Here is a 16,617-nt window from a genome sequence, read left to right on the forward strand (position 1 = left end):
GTGTGGCTTGCGCGCCCTAGAGGTACGCGATCGAGGTCGGGATGCCGGCCAGCTCGTCGCGGATCTTGCGGACCGTCGGGGCGATCGGGGAGTCCTCGCGCCAGCCGTACTGGTCGAGGATCGCCTGCACGTTCTCCTTCGACGGCGCGGAGACGACCTCGCGCTCGAGCGTCGCGCTGAGCGCGTGGATGCCCTCGATCACGCGCGCGGTCTCCCACGTGATCGTGCCGTCCTCGGCGACGTCGATGTAGCCGTTGCCGGCGAGGAAGCTCAGCTCGACGCAGGCGGCGCCGGCGTCGCTCCAGTTCCACGGGCCGCGGCGCAGGTAGTGCAGCGCCTCGGCGAGGTAGACGGCGGCCATGTCGTCGGCGCTGCAGCCGGCCAGCCCGAGCCACGTCGGCGTGAACGACATCGCGGTGCCGAAGGCGTCCGCTATCGCCTCCTGGAGCGAGTACCACGGCTCGTGGCCGACGTCCTTGGGGCCGACCTTGCCGGCGCGCGGGGTCGTGACCGAGTGGGCGATGTCGTGGCCGCGCATCCAGGTGATCAGGACGTTGCGGACGTCGACGCCCTCGGCCGGCTTGTGGCCGACGAGCAGCTCGTCGCCGAGCGCCTTCGAGATGTACTCGTAGCGCTGGCCGTAGACGTTGCGGAAGAGGATCGTCTTGTTCGACTTCTCGCCGAAGCCGGCGCCCTCGTCCTCCGGCAGGAAGTAACAGAAGTGCTTCGGGAAGGCGTTCGACTCGCCGCCCATCGTGATCAGATCGGTGATCTGCATCGCGAACGGGCTGTCGGCGGTGATGTCGCTCGTGCCGATGTGGCCGTTGGCCTCGCCGAGGACGGCGTCGGAGGAGCCGTCGAGCGCGGCGATCAGCTCGTTGCCCTGCTCGTGCGCGGCGGTGATGATCACCGACTGCAGCGGGGTGCGCGTCTTGTTGCGGAAGGTGCAGACCGGCGCCGCGATGATCGACAGCTCCTGACCCTCGATCAGCGCCGCCTCGTCCTGCGCGATCTCGGTGTCGTGCTTGAGCTCGCGCAGCGCGGCGGCACGACGGCGGATCAGCTCGGCCTGCTCGGTCGAGGAGACGGCGTCGCTGTCAGCCAGCTCGTCCATCAGGTCGGCGGAGAGGCCGGCGATCACGCGAGCGTGCGCCTCGTTGGTGAAGCTGCCGTCGAGCGCCTGGAGCGAGCGGAGCGCGTCGCCGAGGGCCGAGAGCTGGCGCAGCTGCGGCAGCACCGCCTCGACGTTCGTCGAGATCGCAGGAGCGAGGTCGACCGCCGTGATCGTGTGGTTGTCGCGCTCCGGCCAGATCAGCGGGGCGGGCGTGACGACGGTGGTCGAGGTGCTGGAAGCGGTGGCAGACATGGGTGCAGTGATCTCCTGAGAGTCGAAAAGAAAGCTGACGTGTTGCTGATGTGAGCCTTGCTCGCCTGGCCTTTCAGCCTTCCGCTGCGAGCGCGGCGCGGTACATCACGAGTTGAGCGAGACGAGCGTGCGTCTTCGAGACGAGACGTACATGCGTCTTCGAGTCTCGGTGCGGTGCGCGCTCTGGCGCTCGGTGTCAGCGGTGGTGATCACAGTCACATGCGTTGGATTTGTGCGCTTGCCGTCCTGCCGTACGGTTCCCCCGAACCGCAGTGCGCAAGCGCAGAAGCCTGTCCATGGTAGAGGAATTTCGCCCCCCAGTGCAAGAATCGGTCACGCCCGTTCACACTTGAGCGGCGCGCGGCGGCGGCGTCGCCGCATCGGCGGCGCGGCGGCCGAGCGTCGCGGCGATGGCCAGCTCGGTGGCCTCGGGGGCGCCGATCGCCTTCGCCAGCAGCGGGAGCAGGCGCGGCCCGGGCAGGTATCGGCGGCCGCGCGTGCGTCCCTCGGAGGCGAGCAGTCCCGCAGCTCGGGCGGCCGCGAGGTCGTTGCGCGCGGTCGCCGGACTCGTGTCGGCGAGATCGCGGTAGTAGCCGGTCGTGACGTCGCGACCGAAGACGCTGTCGTAGAGCGCGTTCGCAAGGCGCGGCGGGAGCGTCAGCTCATCGAGCAGGTTCTCCAGCGCGACCCACAGCAGTCCGTCGCGCTGTTGCCGGACCGCCAGCTCTCGAACCTGGGCGACCTGAGCTCGCACGTGCGAGGTGACGAACGGCGTCACGTCAGCGGTGCGATCGAAGGTCGGGCCGAGGCACGCGAAGGAGGCGTAGTAGCCGGCCGGGTGACGGCCCCACCACTCCTCGAGACTGGTGAAGGCCGGGTGGCGGAACCCGCCGCGGTACATCGCCAGCGAGGCGAGGACGCGCGCGGTGCGTCCGTTGCCGTCGCGGAAGGGATGGATTGCCGCGATCGCCACGTGCAGCCAAGCGGCGGCGATCGCGGGATGCCAGTCGCTGCCGTCGATCTGCGCGCAGGCGTCATCCACCAGCGTGGGGACCTCTTCGTGGTCGGGCGTCTCGAAGACGACCTCGCCGTCGGCTCTGCTGACCCACACCGCTCGGCTGCGAAGCACGCCGGCGCCGGCGCCGCGCTCTCCTGCCAGCACGCGATCCTGCACGCCGACGACCAGCTCGCGGTTCCAGGCGAGATTGCCGTCGTCGGCTCGGCGTTGGACGAATCTCGTCGCGTCGCGGTAGCCGACCACCAGCGCGCGATCCTCTCTGGAGACGGCCTCGGGCGGATCGTCCGCGAGGATCTTGAGGGTGTCGGCGACGGTCACCGCCACACCTTCCATGCGCGTGGAGGCGGCGACCGCCTCCGCTTCGAGCGCACGGCGGAGCCGACCCTCCCAGCGGTGGGGGACGATCCGCTCGTCAAGTTGCGTCGCCCACGCGTCGAGCTCGGCGCAGGCGTCCGTCAATGGTGCAGTCGCGAATCCCAAAAACATTCGCTAATAGACTAGCGAATATTCTGGTGATGGGTGATATCCATCATCGGGTTCCGGCGCCGGCGGTCCCCGCGCGCCCTCCATCGGGCCGGCCCGCTACCTTGTGCCGCCGTGCGCCTGATCGTCGCCCGCTGTGAGGTCCGCTACACGGGCCGGCTCGACGCCCTCCTGCCGGAGGCGCTGCGGCTGATCATGATCAAGTCCGACGGCTCGGTGATGGTCCATGCCGACCATGGCGGCTTCAAGCCGAGCAACTGGATGACGCCGCCGGTCGCGATGGAGGAGTCCGAGGGGCAGATCGTCGTGCGCAAGTTCGCCGGCGCGACCGAGGACCGGCTCGACATCCGCATCGCCGAGGTGCTCTCCGACGTCACGCACGACATGGGCGAGGCGGCGGCACTGGAGAAGGACGGCGTCGAGGCCCACCTGCAGGAGCTGCTGGCCGACCAGCCGCACTGGTGCGGCGAGGGCTTCCGCCTCGTGCGGCGCGAGTGGCCGACCGACATCGGCCCCGTCGACCTGATGTGCCGCGACGCCGAGGACGACTGGATCGCGGTCGAGATCAAGCGCGTCGGCACGATCGACGCCGTCGAGCAGCTGACCCGCTATCTCGAGCGGATCCGCCTCGACCCGACGATGAACGTCTGCCGCGGCGTGCTCGCCGCTCAGTCGATCAAGCCGCAGGCGCGCGTGCTCGCCGAGGCCCGCGGGATCGTCTGCGTCGAGGTCGACCTCGCCGTCCTGCGCGGCGAGCGCGAGCCCGATCTGACGCTGTTCGGCTAGCCCGCGCGGCCTCGCGCCGCGCTGCCCCTCCGCCTGACGCGTGCCGCTGCGCCAGCTCGTTGGCGGTTCCGGCCAATCGTCGCACCGAAACACGGACGATCGGGCCAAAGATGGCTGGTGCGAGGCGTTGTCTTGGTGGCAGACTCGGCTGGTCCGCAGCACAGGGATCGGAGCGAGAGAGACCCATGACGGGCACGCAGCAGGCTGCCGGCGACGACACCGCCGAGGAGGGCGCCGCCCCGGCGGTTCGGGCGGTCGGGCTGCGCAAGGCCTATGGCGACGTCGTCGCGCTGGAGCGGCTCGACCTCTCCGTCGCGCCCGGCGAGTTCTTCACGATGCTCGGGCCGTCCGGCTCCGGCAAGACGACGACGCTGCGCCTGATCGCGGGCTTCGAGGTGCCCGACGGCGGCCGTGTCGAACTGGCCGGCGAGGACGTCACGCGGCGGCCGCCGTACCAGCGCGACGTCAACACCGTCTTCCAGGACTACGCGCTCTTCCCGCACATGTCGGTCGCCGGCAACGTCGCCTACGGACTGATGGTGAAGGGCGTCGGCCGGCGCGAGCGGGCCGAGCGCGCGGCGGAGGCGCTGCGACTGGTGCAGCTCGGCGACCTCGGCCGCCGCAAGCCGATCCAGCTCTCGGGCGGCCAGCGGCAGCGTGTCGCGCTCGCCCGCGCGCTCGTCAACCGCCCGCGCGTGCTGCTGCTCGACGAGCCGCTCGGCGCGCTCGACCTGAAGCTGCGCCAGGAGATGCAGCTGGAGCTGAAGGCGATCCAGCGTGAGCTGAGCGAGCGGATCACGTTCGTCTACGTCACGCACGACCAGGAGGAGGCGCTGACGATGAGCGATCGCGTCGCCGTCTTCTCGCAGGGCCGGATCGAGCAGGTCGGCACGCCGCGCGAGATCTACGAGCGGCCGGCGAACGAGTTCGTCGCGAGCTTCGTCGGCACCTCGAACGTGATCGAGCAGGACGGCCGCCGCGTCGTCGTGCGACCCGAGAAGCTGCGGCTGCTGGCCGCGGACGCGGACGTCGCCGCCGACGCGCGCAGCGCCGTCGGCGTCGTGCGCGAGGTCGTGTACCTGGGATCGGTCACGCGCTACGTCGTCGAGCTGGACGACGGCGCGACGCTCGTCGCGCTGCGCCAGAACGACGACGCACCCGACGGCGGCCCGCGGGGCGCGCGCGGCGAGCGCGTGCGACTGACGTGGTCGCCGTCGCAGGCCAACGCAGTGGAGGAGGAGAGCTGATGTTCGACAACGCACGGGCGCGCTGGCGGCGCGCCGCACCCTCGCCCAGCCTGATCGCCGTCGCGCTGGCGACGCTCGCGATGATGGTCGTCGTCGGCTGCGGCTCCTCCGACGACTCCGGCTCGACGAGCGCCTCGACGCTGCCGACGAGCATCGGAGAGGGGGAGGGCGAGCTGAACGTGATCGCGTGGGAGGGCTACACGCAGCCGGAGTGGGTCAAGCCGTTCGAGAGAGCGACCGGGTGCAAGGTCAACGCCAAGTACGGCGGCTCCTCCGACGAGATGGTGACGCTGATGCGCCAGGGCGGCGGCAGCCAGTACGACCTCGTCTCGGCCTCCGGCGATGCCAGCGTGCGACTGATCCGCGGCGGCGACGTGCAGCCGGTCAACGTCGACCTGATCCCGGGGTGGAGAGACTTCATCCCGCAGCTGCAGTCACCGGCGCACAACACCGTCGACGGCAAGCACTACGGCGTCTCCCTGCAGTGGGGCCCGAACACGCTGCTCTACAACACCAGAGACGTCCCGACCAGACCGACGAGCTGGGCGACGATCTACGACCCCGCCTACAAGGGCAAGGTGACGGTTCCCGACAACCCGATCCAGATCGCCGACGCGGCGCTCTACCTGTCGAGAACGAGACCGGAGCTGGGGATCAGAGATCCGTACTCGCTCAACGCCGACCAGCTGGACGCCGCCGTCGAGCTGCTCAAGCAGCAGCGTCCGCTGGTGAAGAAGTACTGGGCGCTCGCATCTGACGAGATCGACCTGTTCAAGAACGGCGACGCGGTCGTCGGCGCCTCCTGGCCCTACCAGACGATCACGTTGCAGGCCGACGGAGCACCGGTCGCCGACCTGATCCCGAGAGAGGGCGCGACCGGCTGGGCCGACACGTGGATGATGTCGTCGCAGGCGAGACACCCGAACTGCGCGTACGAGTGGATGAAGTGGATCTCGACGCCGAGAGTCCAGGCGCAGCAGGCGATCTCCTTCGGTGAGACGCCGGCCAACACGAAGGCCTGCGCGTACATGGACAGAATCGAGAGAGGCGCCTGCGCGAAGTACCACGCGAACGAGTCGACCGACTACTTCGACTCGATCCACTTCTGGCGCACCCCGACGAGCGACTGCGGCGGCGAGGGCACCGACTGCACCAGCTACGACGAGTGGCAGCGGAAGTGGACGGAGGTGAAGGGCTGAGCGCGCCGCCCGCCTCGGCGCCGCTGCAACGCGCGCGCGGCCGGGTCTCGGCGGGACTGTTCCGCCGCGCCTGGCTGCGCGCGACGCTGCTGCTCGGCCCGCCCGCCGCCTGGTTCGTGCTGATCTACCTGGCGGCGCTCGTCGTGCTGTTCATCTCCGCCTTCTGGCGCGTCGACGAGTTCACCGGCGAGCTGATCCACGACTGGACGCTCGACAACTTCAAGACGATCGTCGAGGAGCCGACCTATCGGACGATCGCGCTGCGCACGATTGGGATCGCCGCCGCGGTCACGGTCACCGACGCGCTGCTGGCGCTGCCGTTCGCCTACTTCGCGGCGCGGCTGGCGTCGCCGCGACTGCAGACGCTGCTGTTCGTCGTCGTGCTGATCCCGCTGTGGACGAGCTACCTCGTGCGCGTCTACGCGTGGCGGCTGATCCTCGCGCAGGACGGGATCCTCAACTGGACGCTGCACCAGCTCGGGCTCGGCTCGATCGACGTCGCCTACTCCAACTGGTCGATGTGGATCGTCTTCAGCTACATCTGGCTGCCGTTCATGATCCTGCCGGTCTGGCTGGCCTTCGAACGCGTGCCGGCATCGCTGCTGGAGGCCTCCGCCGACCTCGGCGCGCACGGCTGGACGACCTTCCGCCGCGTGCTGCTGCCGCTCGTGCTGCCAGGGGTCGTCGCGGGCTCGATCTTCACCTTCTCGCTGACGCTCGGCGACTTCATCACGCCGACGCTCGTCGGCGGCGCCGGCTCGGACTTCATCGGCAACGTCGTCTACCGCAGCGTCGGGATCGCCAGCAACGTCCCGTTCGCGGCGGCGTTCGCGACGATCCCGCTGCTGGTGATGGCGATCTACCTGCTCGTCGCGCGGCGACTGGGCGCGTTCGAGGCGATGTGAGGCGGCGATGAGCGGCGCACCCCGGATCGCGCGGATCGCCTTGGCGGTGTGGGCGGCGCTGATCGTGCTGTTCCTGCTGTTCCCGATCGCGCTGATCGTGCTCTACGCCTTCAACCCCTCCAACGTGCAGAGCTGGCCGCTCGACGGCCTCTCGACGCGCTGGTTCTCGGCGACGTTCCACAACGAGGCGATGCGCGAGGCGTTCTGGCTGTCGATCCGCGCCGCGCTGATCTCGACCGCGATCGCGCTGCTGCTCGGCTCGCTCGCCGCCTTCGCGGTGCACCGCTTCCGCTTCTTCGGTCGCGAGACGATCTCCTTCGTGATCCTGCTGCCACTGGCGTTGCCGGGGATCATCACCGGGATGGCGCTGAACTCGTTCTTCACCTTCGGCGGCGTCGACTTCTCGCTGACGACGATCGTGATCGGCCACGCGACCTTCTGCATCGTGACCGTCTACAACAACGTGCTCGCGCGGATGCGGCGGACGCCGACCTCGCTGGTCGAGGCGTCGATGGACCTCGGCGCCGACGGCTGGCAGACCTTCCGCCACGTGACGCTGCCGATGATCGCGACGGCGCTCGTCGCCGGCGGCCTGCTCGCTTTCGCGCTGTCGTTCGACGAGGTGATCGTGACGACCTTCACCGCCGGTGCGCAGAACACGCTGCCGCTGTGGATCTTCGGCAACATCCGGCTCGGGCAGGAGCTGCCGCAGGTCAACGTCGTCGTGCTGTTCGTGATCGCCGTGACGCTGGTGCCGGTGGCGCTCGCCCAGCGGCTGACGCGCGACACCGGCGCGCTGCGACCGGTCGGTCGCGCTCGCGCCGAGCGGCAGGACTAGAGCGGGGCCTCGGTTCCGAACAGCGCCGTCAGCTCGGGCCGCGAGCCGACGCCGGTCTTCGCGAAGATCGCCTTGACGTGGTCGCGCAGCGTGTGGCGGGAGATCGCCAGGCGATCGGCGACGGCATCGGTCGCGAGGCCGGCGACCAGCAGCTCGGTGACGGCGCGCTCGCGCTCGGTCAGCCCGTGCAGCGCGTGCAGCAGCGGCACCAGCTCGGCGCGGCCGGCCGGCTCCAGCACGACCGCCGTGCGCGGCGGTCCGCCGGCGGCGCCGTTGAGCACGTCGGCGCGCACGAGCAGCCAGCCGTCGCCCGGGATCTGAATCCGCAGCCGCGCCGGGCGCAGGTCGTGCCCGCCGCGGGCGATCGCCTGCGCATGCTCGGCGACCAGCTCGACGGCCGGCGGCAGGTAGTCGCCGCCGTGCGGCGAGGGCATCCGCGCCAACCAGTGCTGCGCGTCGGCGGTGGACGCCTCGATCGCGCCGTCGGCGTCGAGCACGAGCATGCCCGCGCCGCCCGCGGCCGGCGCGGCGATCGGCGCTCGCGTGAGCGCCGCGCGCAGGCCCCGGCCGAGGTGGGTTGCGACGGAGGCGACGAAGCGGATCTCGTCGTGGGAGAACTCCGGCGCGTCGGTCGCGCGCGCGAGCGCTCCGGTGCCCCACGTCGCGTCGCCGCTGCGTGCCAGCAGCCGCAGCTCGTCGTTCAGGCCGCGCGGTGCGAGCACCGTCCGATGGCGAGCGCTCGTCGCGAGGTCGCCGCGCGTCGCGCAGGCCAGCGACGCCGCCAGCTCGCCGGAGCGGTCGAGCGCGTCGAACAGGTTCACGTCGGCGCCGGCCAGCTCCAGCCGCATCGCGGTGATCGTGTCCGCGCAGTCGATCGACCCGCCCTCGACGACGGCGTCGGTCTCCAGCAGCGTCTCCGGATCGGTCGTCGCCCACGCGCCCCAGTCGTACGGGACGACGCGGCGCACGCGCTCGGAGACCTCGTGGACGAGCTCGCGCGGCTCCAGCCCCGCGTCGGCCAGCGCGGCGATCGCCTCGCGCGCGGTCGCGGCGCGGGTTCCGAGGACGGCGTTCGACATGGGACGAGGGTAGCTCCGCCCGCGCAGCGCCGGAATCCCCCAGCTGCGGGGGCTGCCAGGACCCCCGCGCCGCGGGATGGGCGGCCGGCGGGCGCGGCGGCAGCATCGCGGTCCGACTCGCAACGAAAGGACCTCCGATGCAACCCGTCCCCTCGACCCCCGGCGCCGCGAGGCCGGCGCCCGACCCCCGCCGCTGGTGGCTGCTGGCGATCGTCGCCGTCGCGGAGCTGATGATCATCCTCGACATCTACATCGTCAACATCGCCCTGCCGTCGGCGCAGACGGCGCTGGAGATACCCGACGCGAACCGCCACTGGGTGGTGACCGCGTACAGCATCACGTTCGGCGGGCTGCTGCTGCTCGGCGGTCGCATCGGCGACTACTGGGGGCGCAAGCGCACGTTCGCGCTGTCGCTGGCCGGCTTCGGCCTGGCCTCGGCGCTCGGCGGCGCGGCGTCGTCGCAGGAGCTGCTGTTCGCGGCTCGCGCGCTGCAGGGCGCCTTCGCCGCGCTGATGGCGCCGGCGATCCTGTCGCTGCTGTTCGTCACCTTCACCGACCCGCGCGAGCGGGCGAAAGCGTTCGGCGTGTGGGGCGGCGTCGCCGGCACTGGCAGCGCGATCGGGCTGCTGCTCGGCGGCGTCTTCACCGAGTACGCCTCGTGGCGCTGGACGCTGCTCGTCAACGTGCCGGTCGCGCTGGTGCTGGCCGGTGCCGCGTGGTGGATCGTCAGCGAGAGCCGCGCCGAGGGCGAGACGCGCTACGACGTCCCGGGCGCGCTGACCTCGACGCTGGGCGTGACGGCGCTCGTCTACGGCTTCACACGGGCGGAGGGCGACGGCTGGGGCGCGCCGGTGACGGTCGCGCTGCTGGTCGCGGGCGTCGGGCTGCTGGCGCTGTTCGTGGCGATCGAGCGGCGCTCGTCGCATCCGCTGCTGCCGTTGCGGGTGCTGACCGATCGCAACCGCGCCGGCTCGTTCGCCGGGAACGTGCTGTTCGCGGGCGCGCTCTTCTCCTACGGCGTCTTCCTCGTCTACTACCTGCAGGGCAGCCGCGGCTACTCGGCGATCGAGTCGGGCTGCGCGATCATGCCGCTGGCCGTCGCCGCGATCGCGTTCGTCTCGGTCGGCGCGCGCCTGCTGCCGCGCGTCGGTCCGCGCCCGCTGACGGTCGTCGGCTTCGCGATCGGCGCGGCCGGGCTGGCGCTGCTGGCGCTGATCGGCGAGGAGACCTCCTACGCGGCGGTCGTGCTGCCCGGGCTCGTCCTGCTCGGCGTCGCGGCCGGACTCGTCTGGCCGGTGCTCAGCAACACGGCGCTCATCGGGGTGCGGCCGCGCGACGCCGGGGCGGCGAGCGGGATGGTGAACGTCTCCCAGCAGCTCGGCGGCGCGCTGACGGTCGCCTTCCTCAACACGATCGCGGCCGGGATCGCGGAGCGACGGGTCGAGCGGGACGGCGGCGGCGCGCTGGCGCAGGGGCTGATCGACGGCTACGCGACGACGTTCGCGATCGCCGCTGGCCTGATGGCGCTCGGCGCGGTCGTCTCGCTGCTGACGATCACGACCGACAAGCGCCTGCTCGGCGGCGCCGCCGAGGAGGTGGCGGACGATCTCGATCCGAGCGCGGCCGAGCCGGCCGTCGCGAGCGCGGCGTGAGCGCGCTACTCGCTGCGCTCACCTTGCGCGGTCGCCACGAGCGAGCGGGCGCCGCCGTGGTCGCGGTGCTCGCAGAGGTAGATCCCCTGCCACGTGCCGAGCGCGAGGCGGCCCTCGCTGATCGGCAGCGTCAGCGACGGGCCGAGCAGGCTCGCCTTGATGTGCGCCGGCATGTCGTCAGGCCCCTCGGCGGTGTGGGTCCAGTACGGCGCCCGCTCGGGCACCGCCTGGTCGAACCAGCTCTCGAAGTCGCGTCGCACGCTCGGGTCGGCGTTCTCGTTGAGCGCCAGCGAGGCCGAGGTGTGCTGGACGTGCAGGTGCAGCAGGCCGACGCGCAGCTCACCCAGCTCAGGCAGCGCGGCGACGACCTCGCGCGTGATCAAGTGAAAGCCGCGCGGGACCGGTTCGAGGCGGAAGTGCCGTTGGAGCCACATGCGGTGGACGCTAGCGCGCGCGGGCCCGCGCGCTCAGTCCGGCAACCGCGCGGCGCGCATGTCGACGCGCTCGCCGCGGAAGGGGACGCCCTCGGCCTCCAGCAGCGCCCGCTGGCGGGCGCCCTTGGCGAGCGAGCCGTCGGCGCGGACGATCCGGTGCCAGGGGACGGACTCGTCGGTCAGCTCGGACAGCACCATCCCCGCGAAGCGCGGCGCGCCGGGTGAGACGTCGCCGTAGGAGCGCACGAACCCCTCGGGGGTCGCGCGGACGCGCTCGAGAACGAGCGCGGCGCGTGGAACGGCCGAGCGCGGCATGCGGAGAGGCTACCGCCGGCCGCTGTCGCCGTCGTGCTCCCGGCCGGCCTCCGCCAGCGGGCGGCGCCGATTTCGACTATCTCGACTAAATCGGTCGAGAAACGTGATACAGTGCCCGCGGATGGCAAATAGGGCAAAGCCGACTGGCATTCAGAACAATCGAGGGAGCAGTACCGGGGACGCCTCGAACGCGTGGTCGGTGAAGGAGCATGCGGCGGGCGTCGCAATCGCTCCTGGGGTGTCCGGGGACACCCCAGCCCTGCCATCCGACTACTTCTTCGCGCGCGGCCCGCTCGCGAGCGACAACGCGACCGCGCTCCACGCGCGCAGCGAAGGGGCCGCGACGCGGCTCGTCGGGCTCGTCTGGGTCGACGCCTACCAGGCGGTGCTCGCATTGCCCGGCGCCGGCATCGGGGAGCCGGCGCAGCTGGCCGGCCGCCGGCTCGGCCTGCCGGCCCACGACGAGCGGCTCGCGCTCGACGTGCGCCGCGTCGCCGCCAGTCGTGGCTTCCACTCCGCGACCGCGCTCTCCTGTCTCTTCTCCGACGAGTACGACGAGGTCGTCGTGCCGATCGACGATCGCGTGCGCGACGAGCCGTATGCGAGCGAGGGTGCGGCGCTGCTGCGCGGCGAGGTCGACGCGATCTACGTCGCCGGCGCCGCCGGTCGCGCGCTTGCTCGCCGGATCGGCGCCGTCGAGGTCGTCGCGCTCGGCGCTCACCTCGATCCGATGGTGCGCGTCAACGTCGCCACGCCGGTGGCGCTGACCGCCACGCAGGCGCAGCTCGACGACGATCCCGACGCCGTCGCACGCTGGCTGGCGGGTCAGCGCGGCGCCGCGCTGGACGCCCGCAATCTCTCCGCGCTGACGGCGCAGAAGGACTGGCTGCGCACGCAGGGCTTCCTCGCCGGCGACGTCGACGTCGCCGCGTGGGTCGAGCCCGGGCCGCTGGCCGCGGCCCGGTCGTCCCACGGCTGATCCGGCTCGCGCGGCGTCGGCGTCGCCCGCTGGTCGAGGTGCGAAGCTCGCCTGACGGCCCCGCGACCGCGTGGGGCTGATCGTGGTCGCTTCGTGCGGCATGACGGTTACGGCTAATATAGCCACGATTATGCAGTCGTCCGCCGAGCCGTTCTCCTTCGCCGCCGCCGGCGAGTTCCTGAACCGTGCCGATGACCTCGCGCGGCTGGAGGACTGGTGGGGCGGACGAGACCGCAACGCGCTCGCGCTCTACGGTCGCCGCCGCGTCGGCAAGTCGTGGCTCTTCCGCGCTTTCGCTGATGGCAAGCCGGCGCTGGTGCTCGTCGCGGAGCGCCGCGCGGAGGGGGCGCAGCTGAGCCGCTTCGCCGCGCGGCTTGAGCCGCTGCTCGGCTTCAGGCCGGAGCTGCCCGACGTACCGGCGCTGATCGCCAGCCTCTACGCGCTCGCGGAACGAGAGCGGATGCTCGTCGTGATCGACGAGTTCCCCTATCTGCTGCCGTCTCGCGCGGAGCGGCGCGACGAGGTGCTGACCGCGATCCAGGCGATCATGGAGGAGCGCGACGGGTCGAAGCTGCAGCTCGTCCTGTGCGGCTCACACATCGGCCAGATGACCACGCTGCTGGCCGACAGCAGTCCGCTGCGGGGTCGTCTCACGCCGCTGGCGATCGAGCCGCTGCGGTTCGCCGACGCGCAGACCTTCGCGGGCGAGCTGACCGCGCGGGAACGGATCGAGCGCTACGCGGTCACCGGCGGGATGAGCCTCTACCTCGACGAGCTGGCGCGCGGGAGCGGGTCGCTGCGAGCGCGCGTCTGCGCGCGCGTGCTCGACCATCGCGGTCCGCTCTTCAACGACCCGCGCGAGATACTCGAAGAGGACCTGCGTCAGCCGGGCATCTACTTCTCGCTGCTGGAGGAGCTGTCCGCGCGGGCGCGGACGCTCGGCGATCTGGCGGCCGCGCTCGGCAAGCGCACGAGCGACCTGGGTCCCTACCTCGAGACCCTGCGCGAGATGCAGCTCGTCGAACGGCTCGCGCCGGTCAGCGCCGGGCGCGAGACACGCGATCACCGCTACCGCATCGGCGACCAGTTCCTGCGCTTCTGGTTCCGCTTCGTCTTCGACGTGCAGGAGGACCTGCGCACCGGCCTTCGACCGGCCGATCTCTACGACGGCGAGATCGCGCCGCTGCTCGCCGAACACGTCGCGCCGGTCTTCGAGCAGCTCTGCCGCGAATGGGTGCGCCAGCAGCTCGGCGATCGAGCCAGCCGCGTCGGCGCGTGGTGGGGCAACGCCCTCCACGAGCTGCGCAGAAGTGGTCAGCGCCAGCGCGAGGAGATCGACGTCGTCGGCCTCCGCGGCGGCGCCGTGACGGTCGTCGGCGAGTGCAAGTGGACCAATGCCGCGCTCTCGACAAAGGTCCTCTCGGAGCTGGAGCGCTTCAAGCTGCCGGCGCTCGCCCAAGCAGGCGTCGCCAGCACTGCCGACGGTCCCGCGATCATGCTGTTCTCGCGGGCGGGCTTCAGACCGGCGCTCGTCGAGCACGCGACGAGACGGAGCGATCTCCGTCTCGTCGGCGTCGACGAGCTGGTGAGCGATCTGCTCGCTACCGCTCGCCCGGCAGCTTGATCGGGTACATCCCGACCGGCCGGTCGAGGTCGAGCGCGGTCTCGACGATCCGGCGCTGCTCGGCGGCGTGCGCGGCCGGGTAGCCCTCCGCCGTCGAGGCCCGCTCGGGGCGCCCGATGTAGCCGAAGTTCAGCTCGCGCGGGAGGATCTGCATCAGCCGCGGGGACATGTGCGCGCGGGCGCCCATGTTGCGCGGCTCCTCCTGCAGCCAGACGACCTCTCTCAGGTTCGGGTATCTGCCGACCAGCTCGAGGACCTGCGCCTGCGGGAACGGATACAGCAGCTCGACGCGGCCGATCGCGATCTGCTCCTTGCCGGCGCGCAGGTCGCTGCCGACGAGGTCGTAGTAGACCTTGCCGGTGCAGAGGATCAGGCGCGTGACCTTCTGCTCGTCGACGCGCGGCTCCGCCAGCACCGGGTAGAACTGCGTGTCCGACAGGTGCTCGATGCGGTTGGTCGCCTGCGGCAGACGCAGCAGCGACTTCGGCGTCATCACGATCAGCGGGCGCTGCTTGGCGATCTTCGCCTGGCGGCGCAGCAGGTGGAAGTACTGCGCCGGCGTCGACGGGTAGGCGACGCGGATGTTGCCCTCGGCCGCGAGCTGGAGGAAGCGCTCCAGGCGCGCGGAGGAGTGCTCCGGGCCCGAGCCCTCGTAGGCGTGCGGCAGCAGCAGCGTCAGGCGGCTGCTCTGACCCCACTTCGCCAGGCCGGAGACGATGAACTGGTCGATGATCACCTGGGCGCCGTTGGCGAAGTCGCCGAACTGGCCCTCCCACAGCACGAGTGTCTCCGGACCCTCCTGCGAGTAGCCGTACTCGAAGCCGAGCGCGGCCATCTCGGAGAGCGGCGAGTTGTGCAGCTCCATCGGCGCGAGCGCCTCCGGCAGGTTCTGGATCGGGCAGTACTCCTGACCGGTCTTCGGATCGTGCAGCACCAGGTGGCGCTGGGAGAAGGTGCCGCGCTCGGCGTCCTGGCCGGTGAGGCGGATCGGCGTGCCCTCCTCCAGCAGCGACGCGAACGCGAGCTGCTCGGCGTGGGCCCAGGTGATGCCGCCGTCGGCGCCGAGCGCGTCGCGGCGCTGGTCGAGCGGGCGCACCAGCTTCGGATGGACGGTGAAGCCCTCCGGCACGCGCAGCAGTTCCTCGTTCAGCTTGCGCAGGCGCTCGGCGTCGACCGCCGTGGCGACCTCCGGCGAGGGGGTGCGGTCGAGCTTGTACTCGCCCGTGCCCTGCTCGACGGGGCTGGCCGCGGCGAGGCGCGACTTCAGCTCCTGATGCTCCTCGGTCAGCTGCTGCCAGACCTCGTTGACGAGCCCGTCGACGTCGTCCTGCGTCACGACCTTCGCCTCGACGAGCTGTCTGCTGAAGAGCTGCGGCAGCGTCGGGTGTCTTCTGATCGTGAGGTACATCTCCGGCTGCGTGTACGCCGGCTCGTCGGCCTCGTTGTGACCGAAGCGGCGGTAGCCGATCAGGTCGATGACGACGTCGTGGCCGAACTCCTGGCGGTAGGCGTGCGCCAGCCGCACGGCGGAGACGCAGGCGGCGACGTCGTCGGCGTTGACGTGGATGATCGGCACGTCGAAGCCCTTGGCCATGTCCGACGCCCAGCGCGTCGAGCGCGAGTCGTCAGGATCGGTCGTGAAGCCGACCTGGTTGTTCTGGATCAGGTGGATCGTGCCGCCGACGGTGTAGCCGTCGAGCGCCTGCAGGTTGAACGTCTCCGCGACGATGCCCTGGCCCGGGAAGGCCGCGTCGCCGTGCAGGACGATCGGGAAGGCGGCGTTCGTGTCCTGGTGGGCGTGCGGGCCCTGGCGCGTCGTCTGCGCGGCGCGCGTGGCGCCGGTCGCGACCGGCGCGACGAACTCGAGGTGCGACGGGTTCGACTCGAGCCGGACGATGATCTCCTCGCCGCCCGCGACCTCGAACGAGCCCTGGGCGCCGTGGTGGTACTTCACGTCGCCGGTGCCGCCGTCCGGGATCGAGGTGATCACGTCGAGCGTCGAGACGCCCTCGAACTCGGCGAAGATCGAGCCGTAGGAGCGGCGCAGGTTGTGCGCGAGCACGTTCAGCCGACCGCGGTGGGCCATGCCGATGACGACCTCGCGGCCGCCGCGCGTCGCGGCGAGCCTGACCAGCTCGTCGATCATCGGGACCGTCATGTCGAGGCCCTCGACCGAGAACTGCTTCTGGCCGAGGTAGGCCTTGTGCATGAAGCGCTCGAACGCGTCGACCTGGATCAGGCGGCGCAGCAGCGTCTTCTGCTCGTCGACGGTGAGCGGGCTGCGGAAGGCGCCCGTCTCGATCTTCTCGCGCAGCCAGACGCGCTGGCGGTGCGAGGAGATGTGCTCGATCTCGTAGGCGATCGAGCCGCAGTAGGTCTCGCGCAGGTGCGGCAGCGCGTCGGCGAAGGTCGCGCCGGGCACGCCCATCCGCATGATCCGCGCGGGCAGCTGCGCCATCAGCTCCGGCGTCAGGCCGAGCGGCTCGGGGTCGAGTCCGGAGTCGCCGACCGGCTCGGAGCCGAGCGGGTCCAGCCGCGCGGCGAGGTGGCCGTGCGTGCGGTGCGCCTTCAGCAGCGAGACGGCGGCCTGGACGGCCTGCAGCAGCTCCTCGCTCGGCACGCCGCCGGCCGCGGCCGGGGCGGCCGCCGGAGCGGCCGCGAGCGTCGCGGCGGCCTGCGCGGCGGGCGCGGG

14 protein-coding genes are annotated in these 16,617 nt (G+C 71.4%); 8 read left to right on the plus strand and 6 right to left on the minus strand.

Annotated features, from left to right (window positions below; genetic code table 11):
• Positions 1 to 16 precede the first annotated feature (16 nt).
• Complete coding sequence (locus R7226_RS09740; RefSeq protein ID WP_318596903.1) at positions 17 to 1,366, minus strand: hypothetical protein; 1,350 nt, start codon at positions 1,364 to 1,366, stop codon at positions 17 to 19.
• A 343-nt stretch (positions 1,367 to 1,709) separates the two neighbouring features.
• Positions 1,710 to 2,843 carry a Fic family protein gene (locus tag R7226_RS09745; protein WP_318596904.1) on the minus strand — a complete coding sequence of 378 codons (1,134 nt, stop codon included), beginning with the start codon at positions 2,841 to 2,843 and terminating at the stop codon, positions 1,710 to 1,712.
• A gap of 138 nt (positions 2,844 to 2,981) precedes the next feature.
• Here R7226_RS09745 and nucS point away from each other — a divergent pair, with 138 nt between their 5' ends.
• The 5 genes from nucS (at position 2,982) to R7226_RS09770 (ending at position 7,842) form a co-directional block, all read left to right on the plus strand.
• Entirely contained in the window at positions 2,982 to 3,653 is a 672-nt protein-coding gene (gene nucS / locus R7226_RS09750; protein ID WP_318596906.1) for an endonuclease NucS, read from the plus strand.
• Positions 3,654 to 3,838: 185 nt separating this feature from the next.
• Positions 3,839 to 4,900, plus strand: coding sequence for an ABC transporter ATP-binding protein (locus tag R7226_RS09755; RefSeq protein WP_318596908.1), 1,062 nt, complete (start codon positions 3,839 to 3,841; stop codon positions 4,898 to 4,900).
• 80 nt (positions 4,901 to 4,980) lie between these two features.
• Positions 4,981 to 6,099, plus strand: coding sequence for an ABC transporter substrate-binding protein (locus tag R7226_RS09760; RefSeq protein ID WP_404827804.1), 1,119 nt, complete (start codon positions 4,981 to 4,983; stop codon positions 6,097 to 6,099).
• Positions 6,078 to 7,004 carry an ABC transporter permease gene (locus R7226_RS09765; protein WP_318596910.1) on the plus strand — a complete coding sequence of 309 codons (927 nt, stop codon included), beginning with the start codon at positions 6,078 to 6,080 and terminating at the stop codon, positions 7,002 to 7,004. Before R7226_RS09760 ends, R7226_RS09765 begins: the two co-directional genes overlap by 22 nt.
• A gap of 7 nt (positions 7,005 to 7,011) precedes the next feature.
• Entirely contained in the window at positions 7,012 to 7,842 is an 831-nt protein-coding gene (locus R7226_RS09770; protein WP_318596912.1) for an ABC transporter permease, read from the plus strand.
• On the opposite strand, the gene R7226_RS09775 is transcribed toward R7226_RS09770, so the two are convergent.
• Complete coding sequence (locus R7226_RS09775) at positions 7,839 to 8,921, minus strand: helix-turn-helix transcriptional regulator (RefSeq protein ID WP_318596913.1); 1,083 nt, start codon at positions 8,919 to 8,921, stop codon at positions 7,839 to 7,841. The two genes, R7226_RS09770 and R7226_RS09775, sit on opposite strands and share 4 nt — an antisense overlap.
• Before the next feature lie 137 nt (positions 8,922 to 9,058).
• Here R7226_RS09775 and R7226_RS09780 point away from each other — a divergent pair, with 137 nt between their 5' ends.
• Entirely contained in the window at positions 9,059 to 10,573 is a 1,515-nt protein-coding gene (locus R7226_RS09780; protein WP_318596914.1) for an MFS transporter, read from the plus strand.
• Positions 10,574 to 10,578: 5 nt separating this feature from the next.
• Here R7226_RS09780 and R7226_RS09785 read toward each other — a convergent pair whose 3' ends face one another.
• Both R7226_RS09785 and R7226_RS09790 read right to left on the minus strand, forming a co-directional pair.
• Positions 10,579 to 11,007, minus strand: a complete 429-nt coding sequence (locus R7226_RS09785; RefSeq protein WP_318596915.1) for a secondary thiamine-phosphate synthase enzyme YjbQ — start codon at positions 11,005 to 11,007, stop codon at positions 10,579 to 10,581.
• A gap of 33 nt (positions 11,008 to 11,040) precedes the next feature.
• Entirely contained in the window at positions 11,041 to 11,322 is a 282-nt protein-coding gene (locus R7226_RS09790) for an MGMT family protein (protein WP_318596916.1), read from the minus strand.
• 238 nt (positions 11,323 to 11,560) lie between these two features.
• Between R7226_RS09790 and R7226_RS09795 the strand changes: the two genes are divergently transcribed.
• Complete coding sequence (locus R7226_RS09795) at positions 11,561 to 12,301, plus strand: substrate-binding domain-containing protein (protein ID WP_318596917.1); 741 nt, start codon at positions 11,561 to 11,563, stop codon at positions 12,299 to 12,301.
• A gap of 70 nt (positions 12,302 to 12,371) precedes the next feature.
• Positions 12,372 to 13,925, plus strand: a complete 1,554-nt coding sequence (locus tag R7226_RS09800; protein ID WP_318596918.1) for an ATP-binding protein — start codon at positions 12,372 to 12,374, stop codon at positions 13,923 to 13,925.
• On the opposite strand, the gene R7226_RS09805 is transcribed toward R7226_RS09800, so the two are convergent.
• Positions 13,903 to 16,617 (minus strand): multifunctional oxoglutarate decarboxylase/oxoglutarate dehydrogenase thiamine pyrophosphate-binding subunit/dihydrolipoyllysine-residue succinyltransferase subunit (locus R7226_RS09805; RefSeq protein WP_318596919.1); only part of this gene is annotated, 2,715 nt, incomplete at its 5' end. The genes R7226_RS09800 and R7226_RS09805 overlap by 23 nt on opposite strands.

This window comes from Conexibacter stalactiti (genome assembly GCF_033542075.1).
GTDB lineage: Bacteria > Actinomycetota > Thermoleophilia > Solirubrobacterales > Solirubrobacteraceae > Conexibacter > Conexibacter stalactiti.